This is a genomic window from Acidobacteriota bacterium, from assembly GCA_035471785.1.
Taxonomy (GTDB): Bacteria; Acidobacteriota; UBA6911; order RPQK01; family DATIPO01; genus JANQFM01.
On sequence record DATIPQ010000017.1, the window covers coordinates 158,518 to 174,325 of the forward strand.

Below are 15,808 nucleotides of genomic sequence, written 5' to 3' on the forward strand. Positions count from 1 at the left end.
CGCTCTTTTTGTTCCTGAAGAGCCTATTGGAAGCTTGAGATGACTTGATTTCGGTCTTCGTAAACTTCAAAGACCGAGATGAGGCGGGTCAGGTTGAGCACGTCGATAATGCGCTTCGAGGGGTTGAGCAGCTTGAGCGCGCCGCCTTCTTTCTTAAGTATGGAGTATCCGTGTACGAGCTGCCCCAGGATGGAACTGTCGATGTAGGGGACGTCGCTGAAGTCGACCACCAACTTGCGCCTGCCTTCTTCGATGAGGCGGTCCATCTCGGCTTTCAGTTCGGCGTCCCCCTGCCCGGCCAAGAGTTCTCCCTGCGGAACGATGAAGTAGATTCCATCCTGTTCTTCGCTGGTCAGCTTCACGGACGTCATCTTGACATGCCCTTATTTAAAGGTCAACATGCGCCCCATGTCTCTGTTGCAGCGCATCCGCAGCCGGGCCCGCCGCTCTTCACGCAGGGTGGTGCTGGCCGAGGGAGAGGATCCCAGGGCGGTTGAAGCGGCCGCCGCCATGGGCGAGGAGGGAGTGGCTCAGCCCATTCTGGTGGGCGATCCGGACAAAGTGGCCGAGTCGGCCCGCCAACTCGGCCTGAGGGTCGATTTCCCCGTTCTCCAACCTTCCCAGGCGGTGCGCCGCCACAAGCTGGACGAGCTTTATTTCGAACGCAGGCGGGCCAAGGGGATCTCCCCCGACGAGGCTCTTCGAGCCGCCCGCCATCCCGTCTTTTGCGCCGCTCTTCTGGTAGCCGCCGGGCAAGCCGATGGATGCGTGGCGGGGGCCGTCCATCCCACCGCCGATACGGTGCGGGCCGCTCTCCATTGCATCGGGTTGCGTGCGGGCGTCTCGCTGCTTTCCAGCTTCTTCATCATGGCTTTGCGCGAACCTGCCGCGGGCGGTCAGCAGGCCCTCATCTACGCCGACTGCGGCGTGGTACCCGACCCCACTGCCGGACAACTGGCCGAGATCGCCATGCTGGCGGCCGAAAACGCCCGTCTTTACCTGGAGGAGGAGCCCAAGGTGGCGCTGCTTTCCTTTTCCAGCAAGGGCAGCGCACGCCACGCGCTGGTCGACAAAGTGGCCGAGGCGGCCAACACTCTCAGGGAACGCGCACCCGACCTGGTCTCGGACGGAGAACTGCAGGTGGACGCGGCGCTGGTTCCGCAAGTGGCCCGCTCCAAGGCCCCGCAGAGCGTCCTGCAAGGCCAGGCCAACACCTTGATTTTTCCCAACCTGGACGCCGGCAACATCGCCTATAAACTGACTCAGCGGCTGGCCGGCGCCGAGGCCATCGGGCCGGTGCTGCAGGGGCTCGGCCGTCCCATGAACGACCTCAGCCGCGGATGCAGCGCCCAGGACATCGTCAACGTGGCCGCCATCACCGTCCTGCAAGCTGATCAGGGCTGAAGTCAGGCGCCGCCCCAGGGGTTCGCACTCGCATGCTCAGCATCGTCATTCCCACCTGGAACGGACTTCACCTGCTGAGGGAGAATCTGCCCTCGGTGCTGAGAGCGGCCGAGTTCTTCCAGCGCCGCAACGCGCGGCCCTGGGAAATCATCGTGGTCGACGACGGCGGAGAAGACGAGACGCCCCAGGCCCTGCCCCTTGAGTTCCCGCAGGTGGAGTTGATCAGGCGTCCTGTCAACGGAGGCTTTTCCCCGGCCTGCAACAGCGGCTTCGAGCACTGCCGCTATCCGCTTGTGGCACTGCTCAACAACGATGTGCAGGTTGAAGACGACTACTTCGTCCATCTGGCCTCGCATTTCACCGACTCGTCCGCCGATGAAGATCTCTTCGCCGTCACGGCCCGGGTATTCGAGTGGGACGAGCCGGTCTTCGCCACGGGCGGAAAGGTGGGCCGCTTCAGGCGCGGGTTCTGGAGCGTCTACTTCAACTACGACCTGGACGGCGGTTCAGCCGCCCGCCGCTGGACGCGACAACGCCGCCTGCTTTCCTTCTATGCTGTTGGAGGCTTCGCCGCCTATCGCCGCGACAAACTGATGGAACTGGGAGGATTCCTGGAGATCCTGGCGCCCTTTCACTGGGAGGACATCGACCTTTCCTACCGGGCCTGGAAGCGGGGGTGGCAAGTCCGCTACGAGCCGCGCAGCCTGGCCCGTCACCGCACCAGCGCCACCATCGATTCCCACTTCAAGCGCCAACAGGTGGAGGAAGCTTCGCTGCGCAACCGGCTGCTCTTCCACTGGATCAACTGTCACCGTCCGGCCTGGATGGCGGCTCATCTGATGATGCTGACCGTCAAGCTGCTGACCCGCATCCTGGCGGGGGACGTGGGCTTCTATCGCGCGCTCTGGAAGGCCCTCGGGCGCCTGGGCGAAGTCAGACGTCTGCGCCGGACGGAAAGACTGGCCGCCAGGCGCAGCGACGAGCAGGTGGCCGACCTGCTCACAGCCTTCTATGAAAAGGCGCCCATCGCCATCTACTATAATCGCTCCCAGGTAGTGAGCCGGCACCCCGGCCCCGAACGAGAAACCGATTCCGCCCCGAGAGAAGCCTCTTGAAGAAGATTTCAGCCGTACTCATCAGCTTCAACGAAGAGGAGAAAATCGAGCGGGCGCTGTCGAGCCTGCAGGGAATCGCCGATGAGATCGTTGTCGTGGACTCTCACAGCACCGACCGGACGGCCGAAATTTGCGGACGCTTCACCGACCGCGTCATCCCGCGCGACTGGCCCGGATACCGGGAGCAGAAGCAGTTCGCCACCGCCCAAGCCAGTCACTCCTGGGTGCTGAGCCTGGACTGCGACGAGCAGATCAGTTCCGAGTTGCAGCAGGAGCTGATGGACTGGAAGGCCACCCCCGAGGGCCCCCAGCGAGGCTACCTGGTGCCTCGCATGACGCGCTTCATGGGACGCTGGATACGCCACACCACCTGGTATCCCGACTATCAGATGCGCCTCTTCCGGGCCGACAGCGGAAGCTGGCAGGGCGGACGCGTCCACGAGTCTTTCCGCCTCGGCCAGGGCCTGCCCAGCGGACGCCTGCAAGGACACATCCTGCACTACACCTATAGCGACCTCTCCGAATATCTTGGCCAACTGGACCGCTTTTCTTCCCTGGCGGCCGCCGACTACCTGGAAGGCGGCAAGCGGGTGGGCGGACTGCGGCTGGTCCTGACGCCTCCCCTCGTTTTCATCAAGAACTACCTGATCAGGCGCGGCTTTCTGGACGGACGGGCGGGACTGGCGGTTTCTGCGCTCTCGGCTGTTTCCGTCCTTTTCAAGCACCTCAAGCTGTGGGAGCTGCAGCGCCGCGCCTCCTCTCCTGACCAGCAGCCTCCAGAGCCCTCTCCATGACTCCACTGAAGATACTCTACGTCGACACCGAGACGGTCTGGAGAGGCGGCCAGGAGCAGCTCTACACGCTCATCAGGGGACTCTCCGCACGCGGTCACCGCTGCCTGCTGGCGGCGCCCGCCAAGTCTCCGCTGGCCGACAGATGCCGCGCCCTTCAAGTCCCCGTCGAGGACTTCCGCCAGCGCTCGGAATGGAGCCCGTCCGCCTTCCGCCGGCTGCGGGAGTTGATGCTGGGAGGCGCTTATGACGTGGTCCACTTCAACACTCCGCGGCCCATCCTGGCAGGCGGACTGGCGGCCAAGCTGTGCAAGGTTCCTCTCAGGGTTTCCTCACGCCGCGTCATCTTTCCACTCCGTTCACCCCTCAGCCGCTGGAAGTACAACTGGTGCAACGACGCCATCTTCACCGTCTGCCGCAGCATCCGTGACGTGCTGGTGGAAAACGGAGTGAACCGCGGGCGCATTCGGGTCGTCTACGAAGGGGTCGACCTAAGCTGGTTCGACCAGCTTGAGGCGGCCGAGTTCCAGCGCGGACTGGACGAGGTCTGGATCGGAATCGTCGCTCACCTGAGCCACGAGAAAGGCCACCGCGACCTGCTGCAGGCGGCCTCGCTGCTGGCTTCGCGCTTCTCGGAGGTGCGCTATGCCATCATCGGCGACGGACCGCTGAAAGGAGAACTGGAGGCGCTCAGCGGCCAACTGCGTCTGCAGGAGTCCGTCCGCTTCACGGGCTTTCGCGATGACAGCGAAGCCCTCATGAAGCGGCTGGACGTCTTCTGCCTTCCCTCTCATTCGGAGGGCTTCAGTTCAGCCATCCTGGCCGCCATGGCTAACCGCCTGCCGGTGGTGGCTTCGGCGGTGGGCGGCAATCGCGAACTGGTGGAGGACGGCCAAACCGGCCTGCTGGCGCCGCCCGCCCAGCCTCCTCAACTGGCGGAGGCGCTGTGGAAACTGGTCGACTCCAAGTCCCTGCGCCACCGCATGGGGCAGGCGGGACGCAAAAGGGTGGAGGAGCACTTCACCATGCAACGAAAGATTGAAACCAGCGAGCGCCTCTACCGCGAGTTGCTCGCCCCAAACGAAACCAAGGGCGAGGGAACCTGAAGAGACCTTTCCTGTACAATGAAACCTATGCTTTTTCGATCGGTTGTGCGCTTTCTGCCCCTGCTGGCTCTCCTGGTTCTCTCCGGCTCCAACTGCTCGCTGCGGGCCCAAGGACTGAGCGACAAGGAATTCGAGGAACTCTCTCTCAAGCTGAGCGAGGACAACGGATTCTTCCCCACCGACAACCTGGTTTCCAACGAAACTTCCTACTTGCACGTCCTGCCTCAGATCAAGAAATACGTCGAGCCGGGAGGCGTTTACATCGGAGTCGGACCGGAGCAGAATTTCAGCTACATCGCCGCTGCCAAGCCGGCCCTGGTTTTCATCGTCGACATCCGGCGCGACAACCTGCTTCAGCACTTGTGGCTGAAGTCGCTCTTCATCTCGTCCGACAACCGGGCCGAGTTCATGGCCCAGCTCTTCGCAAGGCCTCTTCCCAGGGGATTCAAGGCCGGTCCGCGCTCCGACGCCCATGATTTGGCACAGATCTTCAGCGCGCTGCCCGGCGACAAGGAGTATTTCGAGAGCACCATCGAGAAGCTGTGGAAGGTCATGCACGGCAAATTCCCCAATCTGACCGCCGAGGAGGACCGCCGCACCGTGGAACGCATCGCTTCCGCCTTCCACCGCAAGGGACTCGACTTGGCCTACGAGATCCCGGGGCGTCCCGAACTCAACGCCCGCCTCTTCCCCTCCTGGGGATCGCTGATGGTGCAGACCGACCTGGAAGGCCGCACCGGGCACTACCTCGACCGCGACGAGAGCTTCAACTTCCTCAAGAAGCTGGCGGAAGAGAACCGGCTTATCCCCGTGGTGGGGAATCTGGCCGGCGGGAAGGCCTTGCGCACCGTGGGCCAAGAGGTGCGGCGGCGAGGCTTGCAGGTGTCCCTGCTCTACCTTTCCAACGTCGAGTTCTATCTCTTCCGCAACGGCACCATGGAGTTCTTCATCGACAACGTGGGCTCCATGCCCGTCGCCGACAGCGGCATCCTCATCCGCAGCTACTTCAACCGGCTGACCGGATACCGCGACATCCATCCCGAGTCGGTTCCCGGACATCTTTCGGTGTCCCTGGTACAGAACATCCAGAATTTCCTGCGCATCGCCGAAGAGGAGCCTTACCGCAACTATTGGGACCTGGTGGCGCGCGACTACATTCCCATCTCCCGCCCCGGTTTCCCCGAGAACTCCGACCGCTGACGCTGGCCGATTCACATTCGGGTCTTGTCTGGCGGCTGAGCTTTCATTATCGTGCTGTTTGATGAAACTGAGCCGCAAGCACGTCCTCGGCATCGCGGAGCTGTCCCTGCAAGACATCGAACTGATCCTCAAGACGGCCCGCAGCTTTCGCGAGATCACCGAAAGGCCTCTCAAGAAAGTGCCTACGCTGCGCGGACGCTCGGTAATCGGCCTCTTCTACGAACCCTCGACCCGCACCCGCTCTTCCTTCGAACTGGCGGCCAAGCGGCTGAGCGCCGACGCCGTCAACATCAGCGCCTCCACCAGCAGCGTCAGCAAAGGCGAAACCCTCATCGACACCGGACTGACCCTGCAGGCCATGCGTCCCGACGTGGTCATCGTGCGTCACCCGGTGGCGGGCTCGGTCCATCTGCTGGCGCGCCGCTGCCGGGACATCCGCTTCGTCAACGCCGGGGACGGGATGCACGAGCATCCCACCCAAGCCCTGCTGGACGCCATGACCATCATCGACAACAAGGACAAGCTGGAAGGGCTGCGGGTGGTCATCGTGGGCGATATCCGCCACAGCCGGGTGGCCCGCTCCAACGCGCTGCTGCTTTCCAAATGCGGGGCCCAGGTGGCGGTTTGCGGCCCGCCCACCTTGATCCCGCTCGATTTCCACCAGTATCAGGTGGATGTCGAGCACGACATGGGCAAGGCCCTGCAAGGGGCCGACGTGGTGATGATGCTGCGCACCCAGAGGGAACGCCAGCACGAAGTCTTCTATCCCTCCACCAAGGAATACTTCAACCTCTACGGGCTCAACTCCAAGAAGATGGAAGCCGCCAAGCCTGACGCCATCGTCATGCATCCGGGGCCCATCAATCGCGGAATCGAAATCGATCCGGCCATGGCCGACGGTCCCCACTCGGTCATCCTGGAACAGGTCACCAACGGACTGGCGGTGCGCATGGCCGTCCTCTACCTGCTGGCAGGCTCGGGCGAAGGACTGGGGATCTGAGACATGAAGATACTGATTCGCCAAGGACTGGTCGTCGATCCCACCCAAGACATCAACCGCCAGTGCGACCTGCTGCTGGAGGAGGGGCGGGTGGCGGCCATCGATTCCAAGATCGAGCTTTCGCCCGATCAAAAAGCCGAGGTCGTCGAAGCCCGGGGATGGGTGGTGACTCCCGGACTCATCGATATGCACGTCCACCTGCGCGAGCCGGGCCGGGAAGACAAGGAAACCGTCGAGAGCGGCGCCCGGGCGGCGGCGGCGGGCGGATTCACCTCGGTCATGTGCATGCCCAACACCGATCCCGTCATCGACAACGAGAGCGTGGTGCGCCACGTCATCGAGCAGGGGCGCAGGGCCGGCAGCGCCAACGTCCACCCGGCGGGGGCCATCACCAAGGGGCAGGCGGGGCAGGAACTGGCCGAGATCGGCGAAATGGCCCGGGCCGGCATCGTGGCCATCAGCGACGACGGTTATCCCGTCATGAACTCGCAGGTCATGCGCCGGGCCATGGAGTATGCCCGCCTCTTCGGCCTGCCCGTCCTCGACCACTGCGAAGACAAGCACCTCTCGGCCGGCGGATGCATGAACGAAAGCTCCGCCTCCACCCGCCTGGGACTCAACGGCATGGCCGGAGTGGCTGAGGAGATCCACATCGCCCGCGACATCATGCTCTCCAGGCTGACGGGCTGCCATGCCCACATCTGCCATATTTCCACCGCCGAGGCCCTGCAGCACGTCCGCCGGGGAAAGGAGGACGGCATAGCGGTGACGACCGAGGTGTGTCCCCACCACTTCACCCTGGCCGACGCCGACATCGAGAACTACGACACCAACTACAAGATGTCGCCTCCCCTGCGCACTCCCCGCGACGTCGAGGCCATGCTGGAAGGGCTGCGCGACGGTTCCATCGACTGCATCGCCACCGACCACGCTCCTCATACTTCGCTGGAAAAGGACACCACCTTCGAGGAGGCCGCCTTCGGCATTATCGGGCTGGAGACCTCCTTGCCCCTGTGCGTCGAGCACCTGCTGCGCAAAGAAGTGGTCTCGCTGCCCAGGCTGGTGCAATTGATGAGCGTCAACCCCGCCCGCATCCTGGGCCTCGAGCGGGGCACCCTGAAGAAAGGCTCGGTGGCCGACGTCACCGTCTTCGACGCCGAACGCCAGGTCACGGTCGACTCCAACGCCTTCAAGTCCAAGTCGCGCAACACCCCCTACCAGGGCTGGGTCCTCCACGGCCTCCCCGTCCTCACCATCGTCTCCGGCCGCATCGTCCACGACGCCCGCTGAAGCTCCCTTCTTTCTGTCTCTGCGCTCTCGCGGGAGGCGCATCGCTGCTTTGAGGACCGGAGGCTGGCAGGATGTTCTTTGACCCCCCTCAAAGGCCTGCGCCAACTCGTCCAGGCTGAACATTTCCTCCATCGCCGCAAGGATGCGCCTCCCACCAGGCGAGTACCATGGGAGCCCGCAACTGAAGGAGGCGCATCCTTGCGGCGATCCTGGAGATGCCCCGACATGGCAAGGGAGGGGCAAGCCACCGCACGGCCCCCCGACCGGGTGTCCCTGCCCCCCATAGCCTGGGCGAAGAGAGCCCGCACCTGAAGGAGGCGCATCCCTGCGGCGATCCTGGCAACGCCCCGACACAACCGGGGTGGGGCAGCCACCACACGGCCCCCAGACCGGGTGGGAGGCGCATCCTTGCGGCGATCCTGGAGATGCCCCGACACGGCAAGGTGGGCCAGGCCGCCGAGCCGTCCCCCGACCGGGGTGTCCCTGCCCTCCGTAGCTGGACGAAGGAGGGTGAGTGTTGACATCGCACCCCCCTTTCGCGGACCATGATGGGCTCATGCCGGACATCGTCTTCTTAGGTCCACAAAGACACCAGCCGACTCTGGCCCAGGTCCTCGACGAATTGGGACTCTCGGGTCCGCTGTGCGCCGTCACCGCGGGCTGGCAGGAGCGTGAAGGAGAGCTTGAGGAGCTGAGCGCTCACGTGGGCTGCCGGGTGGACGACTTGCAGCTCTACAGTCGCGCCGAGAGGCTCTTTCGCAATGACCGGGCCCTCTTGGAGGAGCATCGCCTGCGCCAGCAGAAGCTCATGCGCCTGCAGCGCTTCTACCGCCTGCGGCTGCACTATGCGCTCGAGGCGGTACGCGCCCTTAACCGCGAAGAGCAGACCCCTTTGCGCTCGCTGCTGGGCAGCGAGAAGCGCTCGGCGCTCAATGCCGTGCGCTCACTCGACCGGCGCCACTTGCGCCGCATCCTCAAGGTCCATCAAGAACACCCTGAGCTGCGCCTGCGCAATCACGTCCAGCGCCAGGAAGTGGAGGGACTGATCGCCGCCAGCAAGGCCGTCCTCATCGCCGGAGGACACATCGCCGTACTGATCAACCGAATGCGTTTATTCGACCTCGGGGAATTGCTGCTGCAGCGTCCCGTCATCGCCTGGTCGGCGGGGGCCATGGCGCTCAGCGAGCGGATCCTGCTCTTTCACGACTGTCCTCCCCAGGGTGCCGGAGACGCCGAACTGCTGGAGACGGGACTGGGACTGGTGGAGGACGTGGTCCCCTTGCCCCAGGCCCGCCAGCGGCTGCTTCTCGACGACAGCCAGCGCGTCGGACGGCTGGCCAAACGCATGAAACCGGCCCTGTGCGTCACCCTCGACGAGGGCAGCTTCATCCATTGGCGCGGCGGACGCCTGCTGGCCGCCCGTCGCTCCCTGCGCCTCACCAGCCAGGGCAAACTCCGCCCGCTCAACCCCTCATGAATCCCTTACTCCTGCAACTCAGACGGCTCAATAAGCGAGGGGACGAGAAAGCCCTGGACGAGTTCTTCCAGTCCCATCAATTTCCCATCGTTGAAGAGGACGGGGTCACGTTCGTCTACCGCGGCGAGGCCGATGACGTTTATTTGCAGCACTGGGTCTACGGTTTGCCTTCCTACCAGCGTTTCCACGCGCTGGACGACGACTCGGACCTGTGGCACCTGCACCTGGAACTGCCCAAGGGTTCACGTATCGAGTACAAGTTCAACGTCGTCTCCGAGGGCAAGGAGCGGCTGATCGAAGATCCGCTCAACGATCTCAAGGCCTACGATCCTTTCGGCGCGAACTCGGTCTGCCGCGCCTACGGCTACACGCCTCCCGAGTGGACTCAGCCCGACCCCGACGCCCGTCCCGGCGCCATCGACGACATCTCGATGCACAGCAAGATCTTCGCTTCCGACCGGCGCTTCAGGCTCTACCTGCCCGCCCGCTACCGGCGCAGCCGCAACTATCCGCTGCTGATCGTCCACGACGGGAACGACTACCTCAACTTCGCCTCCCTCCAGACGGTGCTCGACAACCTCATCCACCGGCTGGAGATTCCGCCCCTGATCGCGGCGCTGACTCATTCGTCCGACCGCCTCGTCGAATACGCCGCCGATCTCCGTCACGCCGACCACCTGGCCCATGAACTGCTGCCCTACCTGGAAAAGCGTCTCCCCCTGGTGCGCCGCCCTGAAGGCCGGGGACTGATGGGAGCCAGCTTCGGCGCCGTGGCCGCTCTCCACGCCGCCTGGACCCATCCCGACACCTACGGCCGCCTCTTGCTGCAGTCGGGTTCCTTCGCCTTCACCGACATCGGACAGCACTGGCGCGGCCCCGTCTTCGATCCGGTGGTGAGGTTCATGAACAGCTTCCGCAAGAATCCCGGCAAGCCGGCCGAGAAGATCTTCATCTCCTGCGGCAGATACGAGTCGCTCATCTACGAGAACCGCTCCCTTGTTCCGCTCCTGCAGGAAAACCGCCTCATGCAGGTGCGCTACCGCGAGGCCCGCGACGGCCACAACTGGGAAAATTGGCGCGACCGCCTGCGCGACGGCCTCTCCTGGCTCTTTCCCGGCCCCCTCTGGATGGTCTACGAATGAGGCATGCATGGCACGGCGTCGAAAACGGACTCCGGGCTCGCTGAAGGCGAGCGATTCGACTAGCCCTCGATTAGCATTAGCCCAGGGTGCAGCACCGTCTCGAGGCTCAAGTCCGGGCTCGCTGAAGGCGAGCGATTCGCCCCCCCCAAAGCTGCGCGGCCAAGCAGCCACAGTGTTCAAGCCGAGTCCGGGCTCGCTGAAGGCGAGCGATTCGCCCCTCCTTCGCCAAAGCTGCGAGGCCAAGCAGCCGCAGTGTTCAAGCCGACTCCGGGCTCGCTGAAGGCGAGCGATTCGCCAGCCCAGGGTGGAGTCCGCTGCAAGCGGAGCGCGGCAAGGACGGAACCCTGGGTTTCGCATTCTTAGACAACAAAACGCTGAAAGCGTGAGATAAAAATTCAGGTTGCTGGCGGTTCTCCAAACCTCGCCCCAAGCGACTTTGGACATCGGAGCCGCGAGTATCCTAAAATACTGAGTCCGCAACAGTCAGGAGGACTCTTTGGCTCAAGTCACTCGACGGATCGGGCTCTCGCTGGGAGCCGACATATGCTGGCCCATTTGCTATGAGGAGGTGGTGAAGCGCCTCAAGCTTTCCATTCCTCAGGGAGACGACGTCGTCGATTTCGAGGTCGAGCGGCTGACCATCGAACCCTTCAAATTGCGCCAGCCCTGCCGGTACGATCTGGTCATCGACCGGCTCACCCACTGGTACCATGTCAGCCGGGAGTGGATTAAGAAGGCGGTCATCATGGATGACCTCTACGTCTTCAACAATCCCTGGGCCTTGCAATCGATGGAAAAGCAGACCACCTACTGCGCCATGATGCGGCTGGGACTGCCTATTCCCGAGACCTGGCTGATTCCTCCCAAGAGCTACGAGCCCAAGGACGACCTCGAGCCCACCTTGCAGCGCTACGCCCGCCTCTTCGACCTGGGACAGGTGGGACGCGAACTGGGTTACCCGCTCTTCATGAAGCCCTACGACGGGGGCGGATGGAGGGGCGTCAGCAAGATCGACGACGAAGAGGCCCTCAAGTCGGCTTACGACGACAGCGGCACGCTGGTCATGCACCTGCAAAAGGCCGTCCTGCCCTACGACTTCTTCGTTCGCTGCGTGGGGTTGGGTCCCCAACTGCGCATCGTCAACTACGATCCCTCGGCCCCGCTGCACGGCCGCTACCGGCTGGAGCGCGACTTCCTGCCCCCCGAGGACGCCCAATTGCTGCGCGACATCACCCTCACCATCAACAGCTTCTTCGGATGGGACTTCAACTCCTGCGAGGCCCTCTACGCCGGGGGCGACTGGCATCCCATCGACTTCGCCAACGCCTGTCCCGACTCGCAGGTCACCTCGCTGCACTACCACTTCCCCTGGCTGGTCAAGGCCAATGTCCGCTGGTCGGTCTTCTGCGCCGCCACCGAGCGCCGCATGCGCAAGACCCTTGACTGGGACCCCTACTTCGCCATCGCCGACCTCGACCTGCCCTACCGAGAACGCGTCCGCCGCTATGCCGACCTGGCCCGCCAGACTTTCGAGGAGGAACGTTTCCAGGAGTTTTGCGATCAGCACCTGGGTCACCTCGACGAAGTGGCCTATGAGTTTTTCGCCAGCGACACGGCCCGCGAGGCCGTGCGCAAGAAAGTGGCCGCCCTCTACCCCGAGCACGAGATCGACGAATTCACCGAACGCTTCTGGCAGTTGATCCAAAAGTGGCGCGAGGAGGAGGGGCGTCCATGAAGGACACTTCGGTCTGGCATTCCGACCGCATCCACCGCGAAATCCGTCTGGTGCGCTGGGGGCACTACGGCACCCCCGTGATGATCTTTCCCACCGCCGGGGGCGACGCCGAGGAAATCGAGCGCTTTCACCTCATCGGCGCCCTGCGCCATCTTATCGACGAGGGACGCGTTAAGGTCTACTCCACCGACAGCATCGCCGGACGCGCCTGGCTGGAAGGCTATCCGCCCCAGCATTGTTCCTGGCTGCAAACGGCCTGGGACGCCGCCATCTACCACGAAATCGTCCCGGCCATCCAGACCGACTGCAAATCGCCCGGAATCGAGATCATCTCCGCCGGAGCCTCCATCGGGGCCTTCAGCGCCGTGGCCGCCCTCTGCCGCCATCCCGACGCCTTCAAGCTGGCCATCGGAATGAGCGGCACCTACGACCTCGAAAAGTACACGCGCGGACACATGAACCACGACTTCTACTTCTCTTCGCCCCTCCACTACCTGCCCAACCTCCAGGACGGCCCTCAACTGCGTCTCTTGCAGCGGCGTTTCGTGGTCATGCCCTACGGCGGCGGACGCTGGGAAGATCCTCAGGAAACCTGGCGCATGGCCCACGTCCTGGGCGCCCGCTCCATCCCCAACCGCGTCGATCCCTGGGGCCCCGACTACGACCACGACTGGCCCACCTGGCGCACCATGCTCCCCCAATACCTGGGCGAGTTTGCCTAGGCGACCGTCGATAAGCCGTATAGAGCACACGGAAGCCATCACCTTGGGTGGTGCCATATATGGGAAACTGACGGCATGGTCAAGACGACTTTGTATAGATAAGACGACTTTGGTTCGACTCAAGGAACTCAGCAAGAGGGCGGTGGGGCCGTCAGCAGTCTTCACTGATCCGCGAGGCACTCGCCCTTTACCTGGAAAGGAATGACCGGTGGCCCGAGCCTAAGGGCGTAGGAGCATATTCGAGCGGCCGCGGCGATATCTCGGAAAGAGCTGAGGAACTCCCTGGGCCGCTACATCAGAAAGGGTCTGCCGGCCTCAGTAAAGCCTTGTCGTCTAACTCCTGGGCCAGCGCACGGTCATCTTCTTGCTTTCCAGTTTTGATACCCTCTTGGAAGCAGCCGATGGCTGGGGTTACGCTCTTGCCGAGCCTACCGCCCGGACCTAGGGCATTCGAGGTCTCCGGCCGCAATGTCGGGATCGTTAAGATGACGAAACCTCAATGTAAGAGCGCGAGCGAGGAAGGCATGATGGAGAGCGGGGGCCCGTTGGGTGAGGGCCGGTTCAAGGTCGGAAACTGGGAAGTCGATCCGCGGTCCAATTCTCTTAGGCTGGGTGAGCGCTGCCAGCGGGTGGAGCCCCGCGTCATGGAAGTGCTCTGCTGCTTGGCCGAGAAGGCGGGCCGCGCCGTTACCCGCACCGAGATTCTTGAGCGCGTTTGGCCGCAGGTGACCGTCAGCGAAGACTCCCTCAACACCGCCGTCTCCAAGCTGCGCCGCATTCTCAGTCAGGATCCGGCGGAAGGTGAATATCTCGAGACTCTTCCCAAGGTCGGATACCGGCTATTGGCTCCGGTTGAGCAGTCAGGTCCGTCCGCCCCTCCATTCTGGAAGAGCTCAAAGGCCAGGCCATGGATCGTAGCTCTCCTGGGCGCAGCCGCTGCCGCTTTGGCCATCACCCTGCTCCCCTGGGCTGCTGAGCCTTCAATGCTTCGGCGAACTGCTTCTTTCCACATAACCCCCTTGACTACCTTCGAAGGACTGGAAGTCGATCCCGCCTATGGACCTGGAGATCGCATCGCTTTTGCCTGGAATGGCCCTGAGCAAGACAACTTCGACCTCTACCTCATCCAGCCAGGCGAAGGAGTGGCTCGACGGCTGACCCGGAATCCGTCCGCCGATCAGGAGCCGACTTGGGCGCCCGACGGGAGCCGTTTGGCCTACCTGAGCCTCTCGACCGAGGGATGCCAGATCCGGCTGGTATCGGCATTGGGCGGCCAGGACCGCAAGCTTGCAGATTGCCTGAACCCGGACAGCGACGGCTTGCACTGGAGAAGAGACGGAAAGGGCCTGCTGTTGTCGGAACGACCTGGCCCGAATCTTCCATTTCGGATTTATCCGCTGACTCTGGAGGGCCGGCGCGGCCCGCCGCTGACTTCTCCTCCTGAGTCCTGGCTGGGAGACTTCTCGGGTACTCTTTCGCCCGACGGGCGCTGGCTCGCCTTCCTGCGGAGTCCCACCCTGGGAGTCGAAGACATCTGGATTCAGCCGCTGCCGGAAGGTCCAGCCCGGCGACTGACCGGGGACGGACTCAAGATCCATGGATTGGACTGGAGCCGCGGGGGAGACTCCATCCTATTCTCTTCCAACCGCGGCGGCCTCTTTTCCCTGTGGTCTTATTCCCTCAGCCAGGATTCCATTCACCTGGTGACAGGCGCTGGTCAGGACCTGGATTCTCCCTCGGCTTCGCCCGACTCCGATCAGTTCGCTTACCTGGCCTGGACCAGCAGGGCCGACATCGAGCGCCTGGATCTGAGCGAGCCCCGTTCCGAAGGGCGAGCAATAGCCCGCTCAACCCGCTGGGATTGGAGTCCGGCCCTTTCACCCGACGGCCAACGCCTGGCCTTCGTCTCCGATCGCTCAGGGCATCCCGAAGTTTGGCTTTCCCGCGCCGACGGTGATGCACCGCGGCGCCTGACCGACCTCGGGGGCCCATTCATCGATGCCCTGGCCTGGTCGCCGGACGGCCTCCACCTGGCTTTCGAGACTCGCGGCCCGGACGGCCCCTCTGTACTCGTGCTGCAGATAGACGGGGGCTCTCCGAGCCGGCTCGGACAAAGCAGCCAACGGCAGGCCTATCCCAGTTGGTCGCACGATGGAGAACGGCTTTACTTTGCCTCGGAGCAAAACGGCAGTTGGCAGATCTATTCCCTTGTCTTCCCAGGAGGCTCGCCGGTTCAGGTGACGCAGGATGGAGGACTGACGTCGCGGCCTTCCAGCGACGGCAAGTGGCTCTACTTCACACGTCGGGGCCGGCCCGGCATCTGGCGCATGCCCTCCAGCGGAGGTCCCTCCCATCTGATCGTTTCCGATTTCCCGGTATCCGAGCGCAGCAACTGGGCGCTGGCGGGGGAATGGCTCTTTTTTGTGCAGCGCCCCCCGGGCGGAGCGCAAACCCGTTTGATGCGGCTCGACTTAAAAAGCGGCGAGAGAGTTGAAGCGGCCCTCTTGCCGCGGATGGCTCCCCACTCGGCCCTGGCGCTCTCGGCGGACGCACGATTCGCCTACCTTTCGACGATCGTTTCCCTGCAAAGCGACATCATGCTGTTAGGCGGCCTGGAAGCGGCTCCCTCGACCGAGTGAAGGGTGGTCCGGCTCTCGATTCATCGCCTGAAGAAGACCGTTAGCTTTCCGCCAGGATAACTCCAGCCCTTATTCCGAACCTGCGTACGGCGCAGGGCGTCAACGGGCACCATGTCGCAAGCGGAAAATCATGGAAAGTCCTCTCTGGCCGCCTCGGGTGGGACCAAGGCGCGGTCGGCTAACCTGG

The 15,808-nt window shown here is 63.5% G+C and carries 13 protein-coding genes; 12 read left to right on the top strand and 1 reads right to left on the bottom strand.

Features of this window, described 5'->3' with window-relative positions; all coding sequences use genetic code 11:
* Nucleotides 1–23: 23 nt before the first annotated feature.
* Entirely contained in the window at nucleotides 24–371 is a 348-nt protein-coding gene (locus VLU25_02985) for an STAS domain-containing protein (GenBank protein ID HSR66883.1), read from the bottom strand.
* Nucleotides 372–408: 37 nt separating this feature from the next.
* Between VLU25_02985 and pta the strand changes: the two genes are divergently transcribed.
* The 12 genes from pta to VLU25_03045 all read left to right on the top strand — a co-directional run bounded on the left by pta (nucleotide 409) and on the right by VLU25_03045 (nucleotide 15,621).
* On the top strand, nucleotides 409–1,404 hold the full coding sequence (gene pta / locus VLU25_02990) for a phosphate acetyltransferase (protein HSR66884.1): 996 nt from the start codon (nucleotides 409–411) through the stop codon (nucleotides 1,402–1,404).
* 32 nt (nucleotides 1,405–1,436) lie between these two features.
* Nucleotides 1,437–2,519, top strand: coding sequence for a glycosyltransferase (locus VLU25_02995; protein ID HSR66885.1), 1,083 nt, complete (start codon nucleotides 1,437–1,439; stop codon nucleotides 2,517–2,519).
* Nucleotides 2,516–3,313, top strand: a complete 798-nt coding sequence (locus VLU25_03000) for a glycosyltransferase family 2 protein (GenBank protein ID HSR66886.1) — start codon at nucleotides 2,516–2,518, stop codon at nucleotides 3,311–3,313. Before VLU25_02995 ends, VLU25_03000 begins: the two co-directional genes overlap by 4 nt.
* The gene (locus tag VLU25_03005; protein HSR66887.1) at nucleotides 3,310–4,416 is read left to right on the top strand and encodes a glycosyltransferase; all 1,107 of its coding nucleotides are present in this window, start codon (nucleotides 3,310–3,312) and stop codon (nucleotides 4,414–4,416) included. Before VLU25_03000 ends, VLU25_03005 begins: the two co-directional genes overlap by 4 nt.
* Nucleotides 4,417–4,443: 27 nt before the next feature.
* Entirely contained in the window at nucleotides 4,444–5,616 is a 1,173-nt protein-coding gene (locus VLU25_03010) for a hypothetical protein (GenBank protein HSR66888.1), read from the top strand.
* Nucleotides 5,617–5,677: 61 nt separating this feature from the next.
* A complete protein-coding gene (locus tag VLU25_03015; GenBank protein HSR66889.1) occupies nucleotides 5,678–6,616 on the top strand; it encodes an aspartate carbamoyltransferase catalytic subunit in 939 nt (312 codons plus the stop codon).
* A 3-nt stretch (nucleotides 6,617–6,619) separates the two neighbouring features.
* Nucleotides 6,620–7,906 carry a dihydroorotase gene (locus tag VLU25_03020; protein HSR66890.1) on the top strand — a complete coding sequence of 429 codons (1,287 nt, stop codon included), beginning with the start codon at nucleotides 6,620–6,622 and terminating at the stop codon, nucleotides 7,904–7,906.
* Nucleotides 7,907–8,462: 556 nt separating this feature from the next.
* Complete coding sequence (locus VLU25_03025) at nucleotides 8,463–9,383, top strand: hypothetical protein (protein ID HSR66891.1); 921 nt, start codon at nucleotides 8,463–8,465, stop codon at nucleotides 9,381–9,383.
* Nucleotides 9,380–10,525: an alpha/beta hydrolase-fold protein gene (locus tag VLU25_03030; GenBank protein HSR66892.1), complete on the top strand. Its 1,146-nt coding sequence runs from the start codon at nucleotides 9,380–9,382 to the stop codon at nucleotides 10,523–10,525. Before VLU25_03025 ends, VLU25_03030 begins: the two co-directional genes overlap by 4 nt.
* A gap of 496 nt (nucleotides 10,526–11,021) precedes the next feature.
* Nucleotides 11,022–12,260 carry a hypothetical protein gene (locus VLU25_03035; protein HSR66893.1) on the top strand — a complete coding sequence of 413 codons (1,239 nt, stop codon included), beginning with the start codon at nucleotides 11,022–11,024 and terminating at the stop codon, nucleotides 12,258–12,260.
* Nucleotides 12,257–12,982, top strand: coding sequence for an alpha/beta hydrolase-fold protein (locus VLU25_03040; GenBank protein ID HSR66894.1), 726 nt, complete (start codon nucleotides 12,257–12,259; stop codon nucleotides 12,980–12,982). Before VLU25_03035 ends, VLU25_03040 begins: the two co-directional genes overlap by 4 nt.
* A 524-nt stretch (nucleotides 12,983–13,506) precedes the next feature.
* A complete protein-coding gene (locus VLU25_03045; GenBank protein ID HSR66895.1) occupies nucleotides 13,507–15,621 on the top strand; it encodes a winged helix-turn-helix domain-containing protein in 2,115 nt (704 codons plus the stop codon).
* The last annotated feature ends 187 nt before the right edge of the window (nucleotides 15,622–15,808 follow it).

Bases quoted from the DNA above. Each gene is read 5' to 3' on its own strand.
- VLU25_02985 (HSR66883.1), bottom strand. From the start codon at position 371: ATGACGTCCGTGAAGCTGACCAGCGAAGAACAGGATGGAATCTACTTC.
- pta (HSR66884.1), top strand. From the start codon at position 409: ATGTCTCTGTTGCAGCGCATCCGCAGCCGGGCCCGCCGCTCTTCACGC.
- VLU25_02995 (HSR66885.1), top strand. From the start codon at position 1,437: ATGCTCAGCATCGTCATTCCCACCTGGAACGGACTTCACCTGCTGAGG.
- VLU25_03005 (HSR66887.1), top strand. From the start codon at position 3,310: ATGACTCCACTGAAGATACTCTACGTCGACACCGAGACGGTCTGGAGA.
- VLU25_03010 (HSR66888.1), top strand. From the start codon at position 4,444: ATGCTTTTTCGATCGGTTGTGCGCTTTCTGCCCCTGCTGGCTCTCCTG.
- VLU25_03015 (HSR66889.1), top strand. From the start codon at position 5,678: ATGAAACTGAGCCGCAAGCACGTCCTCGGCATCGCGGAGCTGTCCCTG.
- VLU25_03020 (HSR66890.1), top strand. From the start codon at position 6,620: ATGAAGATACTGATTCGCCAAGGACTGGTCGTCGATCCCACCCAAGAC.
- VLU25_03025 (HSR66891.1), top strand. From the start codon at position 8,463: ATGCCGGACATCGTCTTCTTAGGTCCACAAAGACACCAGCCGACTCTG.
- VLU25_03030 (HSR66892.1), top strand. From the start codon at position 9,380: ATGAATCCCTTACTCCTGCAACTCAGACGGCTCAATAAGCGAGGGGAC.
- VLU25_03040 (HSR66894.1), top strand. From the start codon at position 12,257: ATGAAGGACACTTCGGTCTGGCATTCCGACCGCATCCACCGCGAAATC.
- VLU25_03045 (HSR66895.1), top strand. From the start codon at position 13,507: ATGATGGAGAGCGGGGGCCCGTTGGGTGAGGGCCGGTTCAAGGTCGGA.